The 16,974-nt window shown below is 44.5% G+C and carries 14 protein-coding genes and 1 pseudogene; 14 read left to right on the top strand and 1 reads right to left on the bottom strand.

The features are described 5' to 3' along the window. Window positions 1-91 precede the first annotated feature (91 nt). Both ilvB and ilvN read left to right on the top strand, forming a co-directional pair. Window positions 92-1,834: a biosynthetic-type acetolactate synthase large subunit gene (ilvB, locus tag FRZ06_10710; GenBank protein ID QOX63783.1), complete on the top strand. Its 1,743-nt coding sequence runs from the start codon at window positions 92-94 to the stop codon at window positions 1,832-1,834. Then, the gene (ilvN, locus tag FRZ06_10705; GenBank protein QOX63782.1) at window positions 1,831-2,319 is read left to right on the top strand and encodes an acetolactate synthase small subunit; all 489 of its coding nucleotides are present in this window, start codon (window positions 1,831-1,833) and stop codon (window positions 2,317-2,319) included. The genes ilvB and ilvN overlap by 4 nt, the downstream gene beginning before the upstream one ends. Window positions 2,320-2,327: 8 nt before the next feature. Here ilvN and FRZ06_10700 read toward each other — a convergent pair whose 3' ends face one another. Continuing rightward, window positions 2,328-4,079, bottom strand: coding sequence for an ABC transporter ATP-binding protein (locus FRZ06_10700; protein QOX63781.1), 1,752 nt, complete (start codon window positions 4,077-4,079; stop codon window positions 2,328-2,330). 263 nt (window positions 4,080-4,342) lie between these two features. Here FRZ06_10700 and FRZ06_10695 point away from each other — a divergent pair, with 263 nt between their 5' ends. From FRZ06_10695 to FRZ06_10640, 12 genes and pseudogenes are all read left to right on the top strand, one after another. Then, the gene (locus tag FRZ06_10695) at window positions 4,343-4,672 is read left to right on the top strand and encodes a PadR family transcriptional regulator (GenBank protein ID QOX63780.1); all 330 of its coding nucleotides are present in this window, start codon (window positions 4,343-4,345) and stop codon (window positions 4,670-4,672) included. Next, window positions 4,669-5,073: pseudogene (locus FRZ06_10690) on the top strand (hypothetical protein). Before FRZ06_10695 ends, FRZ06_10690 begins: the two are co-directional and overlap by 4 nt. A 184-nt stretch (window positions 5,074-5,257) precedes the next feature. Next, window positions 5,258-5,911: a 2TM domain-containing protein gene (locus tag FRZ06_10685; GenBank protein QOX63779.1), complete on the top strand. Its 654-nt coding sequence runs from the start codon at window positions 5,258-5,260 to the stop codon at window positions 5,909-5,911. A gap of 194 nt (window positions 5,912-6,105) precedes the next feature. Further along, the gene (locus FRZ06_10680; GenBank protein QOX63778.1) at window positions 6,106-6,777 is read left to right on the top strand and encodes a flavodoxin family protein; all 672 of its coding nucleotides are present in this window, start codon (window positions 6,106-6,108) and stop codon (window positions 6,775-6,777) included. A gap of 331 nt (window positions 6,778-7,108) precedes the next feature. Then, window positions 7,109-8,917, top strand: coding sequence for a hypothetical protein (locus tag FRZ06_10675; GenBank protein ID QOX63777.1), 1,809 nt, complete (start codon window positions 7,109-7,111; stop codon window positions 8,915-8,917). A gap of 120 nt (window positions 8,918-9,037) precedes the next feature. After that, the gene (locus FRZ06_10670; GenBank protein ID QOX63776.1) at window positions 9,038-10,942 is read left to right on the top strand and encodes a PAS domain-containing protein; all 1,905 of its coding nucleotides are present in this window, start codon (window positions 9,038-9,040) and stop codon (window positions 10,940-10,942) included. 433 nt (window positions 10,943-11,375) lie between these two features. Further along, a complete protein-coding gene (locus FRZ06_10665) occupies window positions 11,376-12,545 on the top strand; it encodes an iron-containing alcohol dehydrogenase (protein QOX63775.1) in 1,170 nt (389 codons plus the stop codon). Window positions 12,546-12,911: 366 nt separating this feature from the next. Continuing rightward, on the top strand, window positions 12,912-14,633 hold the full coding sequence (gene ptsP, locus FRZ06_10660; GenBank protein ID QOX63774.1) for a phosphoenolpyruvate--protein phosphotransferase: 1,722 nt from the start codon (window positions 12,912-12,914) through the stop codon (window positions 14,631-14,633). After that, on the top strand, window positions 14,630-14,896 hold the full coding sequence (locus tag FRZ06_10655; protein QOX63773.1) for an HPr family phosphocarrier protein: 267 nt from the start codon (window positions 14,630-14,632) through the stop codon (window positions 14,894-14,896). Before ptsP ends, FRZ06_10655 begins: the two co-directional genes overlap by 4 nt. A gap of 33 nt (window positions 14,897-14,929) precedes the next feature. After that, complete coding sequence (locus FRZ06_10650) at window positions 14,930-15,226, top strand: PTS lactose/cellobiose transporter subunit IIA (GenBank protein QOX65908.1); 297 nt, start codon at window positions 14,930-14,932, stop codon at window positions 15,224-15,226. Beyond that, window positions 15,227-15,544, top strand: coding sequence for a PTS sugar transporter subunit IIB (locus FRZ06_10645; GenBank protein QOX63772.1), 318 nt, complete (start codon window positions 15,227-15,229; stop codon window positions 15,542-15,544). 39 nt (window positions 15,545-15,583) lie between these two features. Then, complete coding sequence (locus FRZ06_10640; protein QOX63771.1) at window positions 15,584-16,867, top strand: PTS sugar transporter subunit IIC; 1,284 nt, start codon at window positions 15,584-15,586, stop codon at window positions 16,865-16,867. Window positions 16,868-16,974 lie beyond the last annotated feature (107 nt).

Genomic DNA, 16,974 nt, shown 5'->3' with positions numbered 1-16,974 from the left:
GAATTTTAATGGTACCGTCAAACAGATGGTGCCATTAAAATTACATGAAATGCAAGTGTTCACTTGCATTGCCTTGGAATAGGAGGAAAGAATGGAAATCTCAGGTGCGGAGCTTTTTGTAAAAGCATTAAAGGAAGAACAGGTTGAAATCTTGTTTGGTTATCCGGGCGGTCAGGCAATCGATCTTTTTGATGCCCTGTATGGGCAGAATGAGATTGAGGTGATTCTTCCTCGCCACGAACAGGGGTTGATCCATGCGGCGGATGGTTACGCGCGATCCACGGGTAAAACAGGGGTTTGTCTCGTAACAAGCGGTCCCGGGGCAACCAATCTGGTCACCGGTATTGCGACAGCCAATTATGACAGCGTGCCGCTGGTCTGTTTTACGGGCCAGGTGGCCACAAGCCTGATTGGAAATGATGCGTTTCAAGAGGTTGACATCGTGGGCATCACAAGGAATATCTGCAAGTATTCTGTTACGGTTCGAGATCGCAAAGACCTCGGAGAAATTATTAAAAAGGCGTTCTATATTGCGAGAACCGGAAAGCCGGGTGTTGTTGTAGTAGATTTGCCGAAGGATATCCAGCGTGCGCTTGGAGAGGATACCTATCCTGAAACGGTTGCGCTCAGAGGTTATAAGCCTGGAAGTACAGCCCACGAGGGGCAAATCAAAAAAGCAATTGGTGTTCTTGCACAGGCGAAGAGACCTTTGCTTTTGATCGGCGGCGGAGTCAATATTGCGCAAGGGCAGAAAGAAATGAAACAGCTTGTTGAATCCATCGGAATGCCTGTTGTTACAACCATTATGGGAAAGGGTGCCATTCCAACAGACCATCCTTTGTATATTGGTAATATTGGGATCCACGGAAGTTATGCTGCGAACCGGGCCATCAGTGACTGCGATGTGCTGCTTTCCATCGGAACTCGTTTTAATGACCGGATCACAGGAAAGACAGAGACCTTTGCAAAAGATATCACGCTGATCCATATTGATATTGATCCTGCCTCTATTTCCCGGAACGTCAAGGTAGATATTCCTATCGTTGCAGATGCGAAAAAAGCGATTGAACTGCTGCTGAAAAAAACAAGCCGTTTGGACTGCAGGGACTGGCTCAGTGAAATCGCAGGATGGAAAGAAGCTTATCCGCTGAAGAGAAAGAGCGAAGGACTTACACCCCAAGGGATTCTTGAGCAAATAAACCATAGCTTTCAAAATTCTATTGTAGTGACCGATGTTGGTCAGAATCAGCTATGGACGACGCAGTTTTTGGAGCTGGATGAAAACAGGATGATGTTGACCTCCGGGGGGCTGGGGACCATGGGATACGGATTCCCTGCCGCCTTGGGCGCAAAACTGGGAAACCCTGATAAAGACGTCATCGCCATATGCGGAGACGGTGGAATGCAGATGAATCTTCAGGAAATGGCGACCGCTGTGGTTCAGGAGCTGCCCGTGATCATATGTATCTTTAATAATGGTTACCTCGGCAATGTGAGGCAGTGGCAGCAGTTATTCTATCAGAAACACTATTCCAGCACCTGTCTGCGGTATCGAAAACAATGCGAAGCGCAGTGCAGCAATCCTGGAAGCAGCTGTCCGCCCTATATTCCAGATTTTATCAAGCTGGCGGAAAGCTATGGCGCGTCTGGCATTCGGGTGACGCGGTCTGAGGAGATAGAGGCGGCGTTTCAGGCTGCGAGAAGGAATCGCTCTGTTCCTACGGTAATCGAATTCATGATTGCGCCGGAGGAAAATGTTCTGCCAATTGTCCCGCCGGGAAGCCCGCTTACCGAAATGATTATGGACAGCGAAATGGAGGAGGTTTTTCTATGAAGAAACGATGGCTTTGCCTGTTTGTCGAAAATGAGGTGGGCGTGCTTGCCCGTATTTCAGGGCTATTTTCCGGGAAATCATACAATCTGGACAGCCTGACGGTAGGTGCCACGGAGGATGAGACGATTTCAAGAATGACGATTGGCCTATCCAGCGATGATACGACATTTGAGCAGATCAAGAAACAGATCAACCGCGTCGTTGAGGTGATCAAGGTGATTGATTATACCGATCTTCCAATCCATAACAAAGAGCTCATGTATCTCAAGGTTCTAAAGTGCTCGGAAGCGGAAAAAACAGAGCTCTTTCGATTTGCTCAGGTTTACGGTGTAAATATATTGGATTTTAATAAAGATTCTGTTTTATTGGAATGCGTGCGGTCAGAAAAAGAAAACGACCAGCTGATAAAACTACTTCGCGGACGGGTCAGCAGCCCCGTTGAAATTGCCAGAGGGGGAAGTATTGCAATAGAAGCTTTACAATAGTCTTCACCTTACATCCAGAGCCGCGCATACAAGCCGCCTTTTGCCAGCAGCTCTTCATGATTTCCCGACTCTTCAATCCCGTCGTCGGTGAGGACGAATATTTTCGTTGCATTCTTGATCGTCGTCAGTCGATGGGCAATGGTTAGGGTGGTTCGTCCCTTTGTAAGCTCTTCCAGAGATTGCTGAACCAGCCGTTCGCTCTCATTGTCAAGGGCAGATGTCGCTTCATCCAGGATCAGGATCGGGGGATTTTTCAGGAACACCCGTGCGATACTAATTCTCTGCTTTTGTCCGCCTGATAATTTAACGCCCCGCTCGCCCACGTAGGTATTGTAGCCATCTGGCAGTTCTTCGATAAATTTGTCTGCGCCTGCCAGCCTGGCAGCTTTTTCGATTTCTTCGTGGGTTGCTCCCGGTCTTCCGTATTCAATGTTATCGTAAACGGTACCTGAGAACAGATAGACATCTTGCTGAACCATTCCGATTTGGGATCGCAGACTATGTGTTGTGACATTTCGGATATCGTTTCCATCAACCTGTATGGAACCTGCCGTGATATCATAAAACCGCAGGATCAGATTGCAGAGTGTTGTCTTTCCTGCGCCTGACGGCCCTACCAATGCAATGTTTTCTCCCTCTTTGATCTCAAAATTAAGATCGGTCAACACATTCTCATCATCATCTTTATAATGGAAGCTGACATGGTCAAACCGTATATTTCCTTTTACTTTCTGTACCGGAATTGCGTCAGCTGCATCTTTGATCTCGACCTCTTCGTCCATCACTTCAATAAAACGTTCGATGCCGGTCATACCGCGCTGGAATTGCTCTGTGAATTCCACGATTCTTCTTACCGTCGCAAGGAGCATGACAACATACAGGAGATATGCCATAAAATCTCCCGGGGTTATGAGTCCTTTCATCATGAAAATCGCCCCGGCAACCACTACAACAAGATACATGAGCCCGTCGAAAAAGCGGGTCGTGCTCTGAAATGCAGCCATATACTTATAGACTTCCTTTTTCGCGTCGAGGAACCCCTCATTGCCTTTTCTAAATTTCTCTGCCTCAAGATCTTCATTGGCAAAGGATTTTACCACCCGCACCCCGAGTAGGCTGTCTTCCACTTGCGCATTGATTTCTCCCAGTTGATTTCGGGATTTTTTAAATGCAGTTCTCATTTTGAGACTATATCGCATTGCAAAAATGATCATGACCGGGATTAATGCAAAGATCAGCAGCGTAAGCCATATGTTTGTTGCACCTAAAATACAGAAGGCTACGGTGATTTTTACAAGGGCGATATAATATTCCTCCGGACAATGATGGGCAAACTCTGTAACGTCAAACAAATCACTGGTGATTCGGGCCATCAGCTGTCCGATCTTCGTGTTGTTATAGAAGGAATAAGAAAGCTGCTGCAAATGCTCAAATAAATCCTTTCGCATATCCGTTTCGATACGAGCACCCATGATATGGCCGACGCTGGCCATATAATAGTTGGCAATTACATCAACAATACGCAGCGCCAGATAGATCGTGCCTATGGTCAGGATCAGCCTGGGGGTTAGCTGCTCTAAATGATATGCAGCTTTATTTGTCAGGCTTCGTACAATCACGGGTAAAACCAGATCACATAAGGTAGTCAGAGTGGCGCAGAACAGATCCAATGCAAGGATGTGCTTGTAGGGCTTGAAATAAGGTATGAACCTCTTAATCAAATAGGAGGTTTTTTGTGTGTTTATATTTTCTTTACTCATAGCTTTATATTACCACTTTATGTGGTCAAATTAAACATACAATCGTAAGAAAGTAAGTAATCTTTGAATCTCAAGGTTATTTTATGGGATTCAAAAGTGTTATTTACTGCACGTGATAAAAAATATAAAAATTACTTTGACAGATAGAGTAATTCATGCTACGATAATTGTGCTAAAATAACTATGCCTGATAGAGTACTGCCTGACAGAGTATTCTCCGTTGCGTTGAGGCATCTTTGAGGCAAGGATAAGGAGGAGTTTTATTGATAAGCAGTGATATTATACGGGGGCATCTGGACGCGATCATATTACGGATGATTTTTGAAAAGGACTGTTACGGCTATGAGATCTCAAAAGAGATTGCCAGCCGAACTGGTAAAGAGTTTCAGATAAAAGAGGCAACGCTCTATGCAGTCTTCCAAAGGCTCGAAAAAAAGGGGTATATCGAATCATATCTTGGCAATGTATCCAATGGAAGCAGACGCCGTTATTATAGTATAACCGAATCTGGCGAGGCTTATCTTGAAGAAGAAATCAAAAACTGGCACAAAGCTCGCGAGATCATCGACATTTTTATGGAGGGGTTAGAATGAAAAAAATAGAAACACATATCAACAGGCTTTTTCGGGATATTCCCGATAGCAAAAGAAAAACTGAGATGATGCTGGAAATAAACCAGGATCTTAGCGATAAAGTGGCTGACTTGATTTCTCAGGGTCAGTCAGAAGACGAAGCGATCCAAATCACGATTGAGGATTTTGGTGATATCGATGATATCCAGAAAGAACTTGTAGACAGTGCTCGGATCATAGAAAACAAAAACCTAGGACTATCACTTGGTTTTTCGATTTGGGGTGGTGCTATCATCACTGTGCTATTCCTTTTTATCAATCTTTATTACACACCCGAACATATCTGGTTTGTTTACCCTGTATTCGCCGTGATATGGTGGCCTATGTCGATTTTCTTTTATTGGTTCCGTCAAAAAAGCGGAAAGAGTATGTCATTTCTATACTCTGTGGCAGCTTTTGTCCTCATTCTAGCGCTTCTTCTATTTATGAATTTTTACTACAGCCCACGATCGATTTGGTTTATATATCCAGCCTTTGCAGTGATATGGTGGCCTATTGCAATGTATTTCAACCAGCTTCGTGAAAGAAACAGAGAGGATGATATCATTGAATAAGTATATTGAAAATAACCGCCGTTATGCAATGGGCTTTTCCATTGTGGGAAGTATCGTAATCATTGTTTTTCTTTTTATCACAAATTATCTGACTTCGTGGAGTTCTCCTTGGTTTATCTACCCCTCCTTTGCTGTGATCTGGTGGCCGCTTAGCGTCTCTCTGATGAGGCCGAGTACTGCCAAAGCGTATTCGGTCATCGGTTCGCTCGTCATTCTCGCATTTTTCACCGCAGATAATTTTATGAATTCACCATCCTATCCATGGGTGCCTTTCACAATTTTCCCCGTTCTTCTGTGGCCCATCTGTGTTTTTTTGGGCAAAAGGGCGTATGGACCGATGGCAGCTGTCGGATTGAGCGCAGTAGGGATCGCCTACTATATTGTACTAAATATGCGGATCTATACCGGATTCCCATGGGCTATTTTTCCGGCATATGTACTGCTTTGGTGGCCGCTTAGCATTGGGCTTGCCAAACGAGGGCATGCCATGTCATTTTCAATATGCGGTACACTTCTGAGCGCGGCATTCTTCATTTCTACGAATGTGATCACCACACCGCATACCATCTGGGCAGTCTACCCCATTTTTGCACTGGCTTGGTGGCCTCTGGCAACGTACTATTTTGTTTATAAGCGACGTCGGTAATCATTAAATTGAAGGCGGCTGTTATTGAGATCAAAACCTCAATAGCAGCCGTCTTTTGATTGCAGATAATCTACGACTGGGTTTCTATTACAGAAAAGCAAAGCCCATATTAATATTATCTGCCACAGCTCTACGAAGCGTAGATTGATAATCTTTCGGGAGTACATTATGATGAATATGAGGAGGAAAGAAAAATGAAATTTGTGAATTTTAATGGAAGCCCTGCCGGAAAAAACAGCGCAACCCATGTGATAGATAAAGCATTTCTGCAGGGGGCCCAGCGGGCAGGGGCAGAAACGGAAACTGTATTTTTGATTGATAAGAACATCGGATACTGTAAGGGCTGCTTTGCATGTTGGTTTAAAACACCGGGTCAGTGCATTATGCAGGATGATATGACCGAGCTGCTTGAAAAGTATATGACAGCTGATGTCGTATGTTTAGGTACCCCTGTTTTCACATGGAATATGACGGCAGTGCTGAAAAATTTTCTGGATCGTCTCGTGCCCCTGAAATCGCCGTTAATCGTACAGACCAACGAAACTTTTGATCTGGCCGACACCAAACCTAAGGAACAGAAATTCGTAGTGATATCAAACTGCGGTTTCCCCGGGGATAAGAATTTCGAGATCATGAAGGCGGTTTCTGCGCCATGTAACCCCAGCTTGGAAATCTACAGAAACTGCGGAAAGCTCCTGAAAAGTACCGATGAAGCAGTCAAAAGCACGGTTGATGAATATTTGGAGGTCGTAGAACGGGCCGGTTTTGAGATGGCACATAGTGGGGAGGTTACAGAAATAACAAAGGCAAAATTGGAGATGCCCCTTATGTCCGTCCAGGATTATGTAAAGTATATTGGAATGTAGATCGGATCGGGAGTAGAACAGGGAAACGATTAAACTGATGATTGAATCAGTGCTTCCTTGGGCTAATAGGTTAACAACGAAAATAGAGGCGCAGCACGCCTCTATTTTCGTCTGTGCGATAGACGGCATCTTTTTTCTTGTGATATACTAACGGTATTGAAGCTTTCTTTGTGATATCCTCTGTAAATATTGTGGTTACTAATTCTGTTATTATAGATATAAAAATACGCCTTGTTTTCTCTATGCATCGCTTTAATAGAACATCTTTCATGTGATTTCTATGGCGTACTCTTTGTCAGTACGTAAAAAAATCAGAAAGGGCATGGTTAACATGAAACAAATCTTGATTCACTTCCGGGACAAAAAAATTCTATGGGTTCTATTGGCCTGCGTTTTATTTCTTTCCGGCCTGGGGATTTACAGACTCTGCCAGAAAGATAGCGGAGAAAGCGATGTGCCGGTGCTGCCTAAGGAACAAAAGGTGGCTGCTTCGCCGGAGGTTCTTGCGCAGGCCCAGCAAAAGGTTGATGAGACGATACAATTTTATACCAGCGGCTGGAATCTGCTGGACGACAATGGTTCGCTTGCAGCAATTAAAATTCTGGATAGTGAGATCACCAACCTGCAGCTTGCAAAGCGAGTTGATATTTACGACAGGCTGGTAGGTCAACGAGTCATCGATGGCATCAAATCAGCATACGAGGAATTTTATTACTTCTCTTATCGGCTTTTGCCCGATGCAAATGTTTTAAAAGGAAAAAGCCTATCTTTCGAACTGGACAAAGAAGGCTGGATTTCCTTTGAAAAGACAACACCCTACACCGCTGATTCGGCGCCAGGCGATTTAATTTTGATTGTCAGCTATGTAGATGACAAGATTACCGGAAGCAATGTTGTACGAATCCCGGAATTTTCAGACCCGTGGTGTGTAGAATATCTCAAGGAACACTTCCCCGATTATGATGCGGATTTTAATGAAGATGCCTACCGTACCATTGATGAGTACTCTTTTATTTTTGAAGATGGGTCAGAACCTTTGCGCATTAGTTTGAACGATAAACAATACACCGTACCGTCCTATCTGAGACTAACAAACAGGAAGGTGGAATATACCGATTATTTTGCAGATTATTCGGCCCTGACTGAATATGAAGACAGAGGTAATCTTACCACTTCTGGTGAAATAGCCGGTTTTCTCATCCAGACCTTACACTACAATATGCCTGATTCCAAGGAGGCGCTTGCTGTCGTCAGCTATATGTGTACCGACAGACCGTGGGGGCCGAAAACCTACCGAGGAATCTCCGTGGGATCCTCTCAAAGGGAACTCTTGCGCTTGTATCCTGATGATTTGTATTATCTCAGAAATGCAAGGTCATCTGACAGTAGCCCGATTGGTAAAAGAAACAAGGGGGTTGAGTATGCCTATTTCTACTACCCGGATGATCAGACCTCCAATGATATTACGTTTTACATCAAGAACGGAAAGGTTTCCTCCATCGAAATGATCGCTGCATATGAGAGAAGGTATGTTTATGACGGTGCGGGTAATCCAGAAAACTTAGTCAATCAGCCTGTAAACAAAAAAAGCGCGTTTCAGGTTGAAACCCTCGCGGATTTTTCCAAAGACATAGAACTTCCATGGGAGAAGCTGGGAGATCCGTCGAATGCCAATCCTCCATATATATCCCACGTCAAGATCCGTTTGCCAAAGGTTTCTGACAATGTCCCTAACGGGGATGCAATTAACGCAAATATCGATCTGGAGCTCTATCAGGAATTGCTCAGTCAATTGGAAGCGGGAGATGATTCGCCGCTCTATCAGGGAAGACTGGCGGAATATTCCGTTGACTACGAGGTACACACATGGAAAAACACAGCGGCTCTTGTGCTGAATGAAGCATATGGTATCGTAGATGCGGGAGGCGGACGTCACCGGATTATTTGGTATTATGACAATGAGACGGGCAATATTCTGTCCCCAAGGCAGTATGCTCAAAAGTGCGGTATTGGTGAAGCCTCCATTATAAAGCAGTACAATGACAATTCTGTGTATGGTTCCATAAGCAGTGTATATGAGGCGAACTTCTATGTTGATGAAGCTGGTAAAATCGTAACCTTTGAGAATCTCGATACGTAATGCCAGAACGATTGAAATAAGTTCAGCTAATGAAAAAAATTGATTTCTATCTGCGGTTTGTGCTTTAATATAGCCATAAAGCCAGTTATGCAAAATTCAATCCCATGAGGAGAACGATCGATGAACTCAACAGCAAAATATAAAGATATTATCTGGCGCTCTCAGGAGCGTTCGGCTCAATATGGTGTAGATAAGGATCGTCCGGGTCCTGCATGGATCTTGCAGGGAGCAGAACTCGCGGCGGTACTGGAAGAAAACGATGCACTCATTCAAATCGCTAAACCATTTATGGAGATCCTGTATGACGTGCTCCGGGATTCTGGCTTTTCCATCTATCTCACGGACCGAAGCGGGGTGGTTTTGACCATTATTGGGGACGAAGACATTTTGGAAGGACAAGCCAAGGCCAGAATCGTGGTTGGTTCGGATATGAGTGAAAAAAGTACTGGAACCAACTCCATGGGTGCGGCACTCCATGAGGACTGCTCCATTCAAACCTCGGGTGAGGATCATTATATCAGGGCTTTTTATATCTGGACCTGTTCTGCTGCAGTGATTCATGACGAGAACGGGGCAATCATCGGATGCCTGAATCTCACCGGCTGGCGTCAGTCTGCCCACCCCCACACGCTGGGGCTTGTGGTTGCAGCGGTTAAGTCCATCGAACATCAGCTTACGGCGGAGAAAGCCGAAACGGAATTAAAAGGAGCCTATGATTACCTCAGTACCGTAATGGACTCTATGAATTCTGGCTTTTTTGCGGCAGATACAAACGGCGTGGTAAAGGCGGTCAACAATAATCTGTGCAGGATGCTGGAAATCGACAGAGGGGAAATTCTGCAAAAAAAAGCACGTCAGATACTGGAAAACTGGGAGTGGATCATCACCCAGCTCAAGGAGAAGAATGCCTTTGAAAACAGGGAGATCATCTACTTTGGAAATCAAAAGAAGAACCGGTTTGATTTAAGCGTATATCCTATCAAGAACCCGAATGGAAAGATTACCGGAACCGTGGCGGTTTTTAAGGATATCCAAAATGTTTATAATATGATCAACAAATATACAGGGATGATTGCGGCTTATACGTTTGATGACATTATCGGAGAAAGCAAAAGTATTGTGAAGCTGAAAGCTCAGGTGAAAAGCATCTCTGACAGTCCCTCTACCGTTTTGATTCAGGGAGAAAGCGGCACGGGTAAGGAGTTGATTGCCCAGTCCATCCATAACAACAGCAGCAGGAAAAACAGCAGCTTTGTAGCAATCAACTGCGGAGCCATTCCCAAAAGCCTGATTGAGAGTGAACTCTTTGGATATGAAGAGGGCGCCTTTACGGGAGCCAAGCGGGGAGGCCATCCTGGGAAATTTGAACTAGCCAATGGAGGAACCCTGTTTCTGGATGAAATCGGGGAAATGCCGCTGGATATGCAAGTGAGTCTTTTGCGGGTGCTCCAGGAGGGCTGTGTCAATCGGCTGGGAGGGAATAAGTGCACCATAACCGACGTAAGAATTATAGCAGCGACCAATAAAGATCTGAAAAAAGAAATAGAACGGGGTACCTTTCGGGAAGACCTCTACTACCGATTAAGCGTTATTCCCATCTATGTTCCGCCGCTGAGGGAGCGGGAAGGCGACATAGAACTGATGATCAGGCACTTTTTAAAAGTGAAAGCGGTAAAGCTGGGAAAACCCATCCCAAAGGTTCAGCTGGACGTTTATGAAAAGCTGCTAAGATACCGCTGGCCCGGGAATATCAGAGAAATGGAAAACTGTATTGAAAACATTGTGAATATGGACGGAAATACTTCACTGGAATTTGAAATTCAAGAGTCGGAACCATATCAAGTGGAGACGCCTTTGGGTTCTTTCTACGACATGTGCTCCCTGGAAGAATGGGAAAAAAGAGCAATCCTGACTTGTGTTGAAAAATGCGGAGGGAATATCACCAGAGCGGCACAGGTGCTAGGGGTGAACCGAAGCACACTTCATGCTAAAATCAACAGGTATCAGAAAGAGAAGGGCATTTAAAAATGCGGATATTTGAAACCTGCGGACATCTGAAACCTGCGGATATTTGAAACCTGCGGACATTTGAAACATGTGCTTTCTTATAGAAACATGCAGGAGTCCGCAGCGTTTCTGAACGAGGTATGTTAAACTATTGGCAATATGCAGGAAACAGACTGTCGAAAAAAACAACAGTGTTGGAAAATGCATCGTATATAATCGCAAGAAGTGTTGGAATATGCAACGCTTCTTTTTTTTATAAAAATACTTCGATTGCGAACGTTGAAATAACTGAGGATATGAAGTCATTTGCTACTTGGCACGACAATTGCAAATTAAAAAGTACATATTGGATAATTATTTTTTTAACATTGGAACATGTTTGAATATTACTTGTGCCGTAAGCGTGCAGTGAGATTTTAGACGCGTTCTAAGAAGAAAGTGGGTTGTTACGATGAGATTTACATTACCAAGAGATATGTACTACGGAAAAGGTTCCCTGGAACAGCTGAAAAGCCTGAAAGGAAAAAAAGCCGTACTCGTCCTGGGCGGCGGTTCTATGAAAAAGTTTGGATTTGTGGATCGTGCGGTGGCGTATCTGACAGAAGCCGGAATTGAAACCAAATTATTTGAAAATGTTGAGCCCGATCCTTCGGTGGAGACCGTTATGAAGGGTGCGGAGATGATGAGAGAATTTGAACCAGATTGGATCATCTCCATGGGCGGCGGTTCTCCCATTGATGCAGCCAAAGCCATGTGGGTATTTTATGAATATCCCGAGACTTCCTTTGAAGATATCATCCAGCCGTTTTCCTTCCCTACACTCAGAAAGAAGGCTCAGTTTGTTGCCATTCCTTCCACATCGGGTACTGCGACGGAAGTAACGGCTTTCTCCGTTATCACTGACTATGCCAAGGGCGTAAAGTATCCGCTGGCTGACTATAATATCACACCGGACATCGCCATCGTTGACCCGGATCTGGCAGAGACCATGCCGCCAACCTTAACGGCACATACTGGTATGGATGCTCTGACCCATGCGGTGGAAGCTTATGTATCCACGCTGAATTCACCGTTCACCGATCCCCTTGCCATCAAGGCAATCCAGATGGTATTTGAATATCTTCCTGCTTCCTTTGAGGGAGATATGGCGGCAAGAGAGCAGATGCACTATGCCCAATGTCTGGCAGGTCAGGCGTTCACCAACGCATTGCTGGGAATCGTCCATTCTATGGCCCACAAAACGGGGGCAGCATTCTCCACGGGACATATTCCTCACGGCTGTGCCAATGCAATCTACCTGCCTTATGTTATCAAGTTTAATGCAAAGAACGCAGAGGCAAGATATGCGGATATCGCCAGAAGTGTCGACCTCACGGGAACTGATGCTGAATTAGTGAAGCAGCTCTGTGACAAGATTGATGCTTACAATGTTGCCCTTGGCATTCCAAAGAGCCTGAAGGAATTCGGCATTCTGGAAGACGAGTTCAAGGAAAAGATCGCGCTGATTGCTGAACTGGCAGTAGGAGATGCCTGTACCGGTTCCAACCCGAGACCAATAACTCCTGCAGAAATGGAACAACTCTTTACTTGCATTTATTATGGTACAGAAGTAGATCTGTAGGTGGCCGCATTCAACCTGCTCACAATCCGCAAACACATCAGGATTATAACACTGTAAGTGCAGCAGTGTGAACATAACGATATTATAACGCTGTAAGCGCAGCAGTGTGAAGATAACGATCATCGCTTACTCACAAAAACCGTTCGGCAACGAACGGTTTTTTGTGTGGCCAATGTAGCAATAAATTCGTTATTTTCTACAAGATGGATTCTTATTCCATTATATTCTAAAAAAGTAATCTTCTTTTCCATATCGTTTTGGCAATTAAATGGACTTTTGCACCGTTCCTTTTTAAAATGCACCATGCTAAGATTATGTTTAATTGAGGATAACACAGATAAAACAGTAATGATTAGGGTGATGAAAATGGTTGGAATCGGTGTTGTGCCAGGAATGGCAAAGGCCAAAACGTATCTTCTGGATGAAGATACCGTTCTAATAGAAAAGAGAATTGTTGATGACCCTGAAACAGAATATCAGCGTTTCTTAGCAGCAAAGGAAGTCTGTGGGGCACAGTTGGAAGAAATTATGGGGGCAATGCCTGAACATATGGCAGCAGATAACCGGGAGATTTTTGATTACCAGCTTTTACTGCTGGAGGATACCGGTTTTTTAGGTCTCATTCAGACTGCTGTTCAAAAGGAACAGGTCAATTGCGAATATGCGGTTCATATTGCGGCTCAAAAGTATATAGCGCTTTTTGAGAATATGGACAACGATTATTTGAAGCAGCGTACCATCGATATGGTTGATATTTCAAGAAGACTCAACGCTATCCTCACGGGGAAAGAACAGAAAACCCTGACTGGTATCTTGGAAGATTCCATTGTAGCCGCCGCCGACTTGACCCCGTCACAAACGGCAGGAATCAACCGTGATAGAGTAAAGGGAATCCTGCTTGAGAAGGGAGGCAGCTCCTCCCACAGCGTAATTATTGCCAGAGCCATGGACATACCCTGTATCGTAGGGATAGAGGGACTTTTGGATCAGGCGATTCACGGAGAAATGGTAATCATGAACGGCAGTACCGGCGAGGTAATCACCAATCCGACCCAGGCGCAGACGGCGGAATATGAGGCATATACCGCAAAAGAAAAGATAGAAAAGCAGCAGCTTGATCGATACAAGAAATGCGCCACGCAGACGCTGGATGGAACAAAGATGCAGGTCTATGCCAATATCACCTCGGAAAATGATGTGACAGCTTTGCTGGAAAACGGGGGAGAAGGAGTGGGGCTGTTTCGGACAGAATTTCTGTATATGGCTGGTGAAAGCTTACCGACGGAAGAGCTTCAGTATAAGGTCTATTCGAACATAGCTAAGAGGCTGGAAGGGCGGCCTTTGATTATCAGAACCCTGGATGCTGGCGGTGATAAGAATATCGGGAGCCTGGGGATTGAAAAGGAAGAAAATCCATTTCTGGGGTATCGTGCCATTCGATATTGCTTGGATCATCCGGAGCTCTTTAAAACACAAATTTCTGCCATATTGCGGGCAGGAGCCGGAGGAAATACATCGTTTATGGTGCCGATGATTGCTACCATTGACGAGGTTTTAAGAACGAGAGCACTTGCGGAAGAAGTCAAGGCGGAACTGGAGAAAAAGGGAATCCCTCATGCTGGAGCCATTCACATAGGGATGATGGTAGAGACACCGGCTGCTGCATTTGATGCGGATCGGTTTGCCAGAGAAGTAGACTTTTTTAGTATCGGGACAAACGATCTGACTCAATATCTTTTTGCTGCTGACCGAATGAATCAAAGGGTAACCGGTTTGAACTCATATTTCCAACCGACATTATTAAGAGCAATCAAACATATTTGCGAATGCGGAAAACGAAATGGAATTGAAGTGGATATCTGCGGTCAGGCAGGTGAAATCCCCGCACTCATTCCATTATGGGTGGCAATGGGGGTTGATAACCTCAGTGTGAGTATTCCTGCGATTCCCAAGGTCAGGAAAATCATCTGCGAAACCAGAAGCTCCGATGCGGCAGAAATCATGAAAAAAGCTTTGCTTTTTGATTCAGCTCAGGAACTGGAGGAGTTTTTGAAACAACAATTTAGTCATAAAGAGGTAAGACGATGATAACAATGGAACTTAAAATCTTGAACGAGTTTGGAATTCATGCCCGCGTTGCGAGCAGGATCGTACGCTGCGCCAGCAGCTTTGCAAGCTCAATTTTCGTAAAGAAGGAAAGTGAGGTGTTTGATCTAAAAACTGTACTGGGCGTAATCACGCTGAATGCGAAATACGGAGAATCTTTAACGGTAGAAATTGAAGGTTCTGATGAAACGGTAGCAGCAAAGACACTTGAAGAGTTATTTGCAATGAAATTCGGAGAAAACTGAGAGGAGACAGAAGTGGACATTTTTGAAATGGCAATGCAGTTAATTGCCGGTGCAGGTGACTCACGGAGTTATTCGATGGAAGCCATATCCCATGCAAGAGAAGGAAATTTTACCGAAGCTCGGGAATGTATCGAAAAAGCAAAAGAAGGCATGGTTAGAACCCATGAAGTACAGACTGAACTGATCAGGGGGGAAATGCTGGGGACAAAAACAGAAATTACTCTTTTGATGGTACACGCACAGGATCACCTGACAGCAGCGATGCTGATGCGGGATATGGCGGAAGAATTCATTCATTTATACGAAACGATGAAAGAGGGGGCGGTTTAAATGCTTACAATTACATTATTGTGCAACTTAGGGATGTCCACGGGCATGCTCATTGACAGGATAAAAGAAGCTGCGGAAGCAAAGGGAATCAGTGTTGATGTTGACGCTGCCCCCTTTGATAAGGCAAACGACAGGCTTGACCATACAGACATCCTGCTGCTGGGTCCTCAGGTAAGGTATCATATGCCACGGTTTCAGAAGGAATACGGCGGAAAAATTGCTGTTATTGACACCATAGACTTCACAGATTATGCGCTTGTAAACGGAGAGAAGATCTTTGCAAATGCATTTGCGAAATACCAAAGTGTTAATCCGTAAGTTTATTTATAAAGAATCATAAAAGGAGGTTGGATCTTAATGACTAGTAAGCAAAACTTTATGGAAGAAAAGTTTTTGCCCATCGCTTCCAAAATGGGAGCACAGAGGCATCTCATCGCTCTGCGTGACGGTATCGTCATGGTTATGCCGCTTCTGATTCTCGGTGCATTTTCTATGATCGTCGCCGAATTTCCTGTGGAAGCCTATCTCAATTTCATGACCAATACCTTTGGCGAAAATTGGAATGCATTTGAAGGAATTATCATGAATGCTACCTATGGAATCGTCGCGTTGGTTGCGTGCTATGGTGTGTCAAGCTCTCTTGTAAACAGCTACAAAATTGATGGGACTCCTGCAGGAATTATAGCACTTGCTGCATTTTTCACAACCAATATCATTGGCGCCTATCAGGATGGAGACGCAACTGTTTCCGCATGGGCGGCTTCAACCTTTGATGCCCACTTACTCTTTACCGCGCTGATCATCGCGCTGATCTCCGGCGAAATCTACCGATTGCTGGTTCAGAAAAATTTCACAATCAAGCTGCCGAAATCAGTGCCTCTAAGCGTGTCGAGGCAGTTCGTTGCGCTGCTTCCCGGTGCTGTCATTATTCTGTTGTTTGTCATTATCCGCGGATTGTTTTCCGTTACACCATGGGGCAGCTTTCCGGAATTTATCACGACCGTAATCTCAACCCCGTTAAGAGGCTTTGGCACCTCTTATGCCGGTACCTTGGTAGCAGTATTTACGGAGCATTTCCTGTGGTCCCTTGGTATTCATGGTTCCGCAGTCATTATTTTCCCGCTGTTTGAGCCTATGTGGATCGTAAATCTTCAGGAAAATCTCAGCAATGGAGCCCAAAATATTGTGACCCAGCCATTCTATGAGAACGGTATTTGGATGGGCGGATCTGGTGCTACCCTTCCCGTTGTAGTCTATATGCTGGTCTTCGCAAAATCTAAATTATTAAAACAAATCGGAAGAATTGGAATCGGCCCTGGTCTGTTCAATATCAATGAGCCGATTACCTTTGGATTGCCCATCGTATTAAACCCATTCCTGATGATTCCATTTATTGCAGCGCCTATCGTTGTACTGACCATTCAGTATGTGGGTACTGCTGTGGGAATCTTTCCTTACTGCAATCTTATGGTTCCGTGGACAACGCCATTTTTCATCAGCGGATTTTTAATGACTAAAAGTCTGATGGGTGTTGTGGCACAGATGATTTCTTTTACCGCTGCATTTTTGGTATGGCTCCCCTTTATCAGTATTTGGGATAAGAAGAACTATGAAATGGAGCGGCTTGCCGATAATCAATAAGTAAAGATCATGTACAATAAGTAATGGCCAATCAGTAATGAACAATAAGTAATAAGTAATGAGCAATCAGAAATGAGCAATCATAAGCAATCTATTATGTCCCTCCC

The organism is Clostridiales bacterium, assembly GCA_015243575.1.
Lineage (GTDB): Bacteria > Bacillota > Clostridia > Peptostreptococcales > Anaerovoracaceae > Anoxybacterium > Anoxybacterium hadale.
The sequence above is the reverse complement of the archived record's forward strand: the minus strand, read 5'-3'. Positions and strand labels throughout refer to the sequence as shown.

Coding starts and splice junctions, on each gene's coding strand:
- FRZ06_10655 (QOX63773.1), top strand. CDS start 14,630: ATGATAACAATGGAACTTAAAATCTTGAACGAGTTTGGAATTCATGCC.
- FRZ06_10670 (QOX63776.1), top strand. CDS start 9,038: ATGAACTCAACAGCAAAATATAAAGATATTATCTGGCGCTCTCAGGAG.
- ilvB (QOX63783.1), top strand. CDS start 92: ATGGAAATCTCAGGTGCGGAGCTTTTTGTAAAAGCATTAAAGGAAGAA.
- ilvN (QOX63782.1), top strand. CDS start 1,831: ATGAAGAAACGATGGCTTTGCCTGTTTGTCGAAAATGAGGTGGGCGTG.
- FRZ06_10700 (QOX63781.1), bottom strand. CDS start 4,079: ATGAGTAAAGAAAATATAAACACACAAAAAACCTCCTATTTGATTAAG.
- FRZ06_10665 (QOX63775.1), top strand. CDS start 11,376: ATGAGATTTACATTACCAAGAGATATGTACTACGGAAAAGGTTCCCTG.
- ptsP (QOX63774.1), top strand. CDS start 12,912: ATGGTTGGAATCGGTGTTGTGCCAGGAATGGCAAAGGCCAAAACGTAT.
- FRZ06_10645 (QOX63772.1), top strand. CDS start 15,227: ATGCTTACAATTACATTATTGTGCAACTTAGGGATGTCCACGGGCATG.
- FRZ06_10680 (QOX63778.1), top strand. CDS start 6,106: ATGAAATTTGTGAATTTTAATGGAAGCCCTGCCGGAAAAAACAGCGCA.
- FRZ06_10640 (QOX63771.1), top strand. CDS start 15,584: ATGACTAGTAAGCAAAACTTTATGGAAGAAAAGTTTTTGCCCATCGCT.
- FRZ06_10675 (QOX63777.1), top strand. CDS start 7,109: ATGAAACAAATCTTGATTCACTTCCGGGACAAAAAAATTCTATGGGTT.
- FRZ06_10650 (QOX65908.1), top strand. CDS start 14,930: ATGCAGTTAATTGCCGGTGCAGGTGACTCACGGAGTTATTCGATGGAA.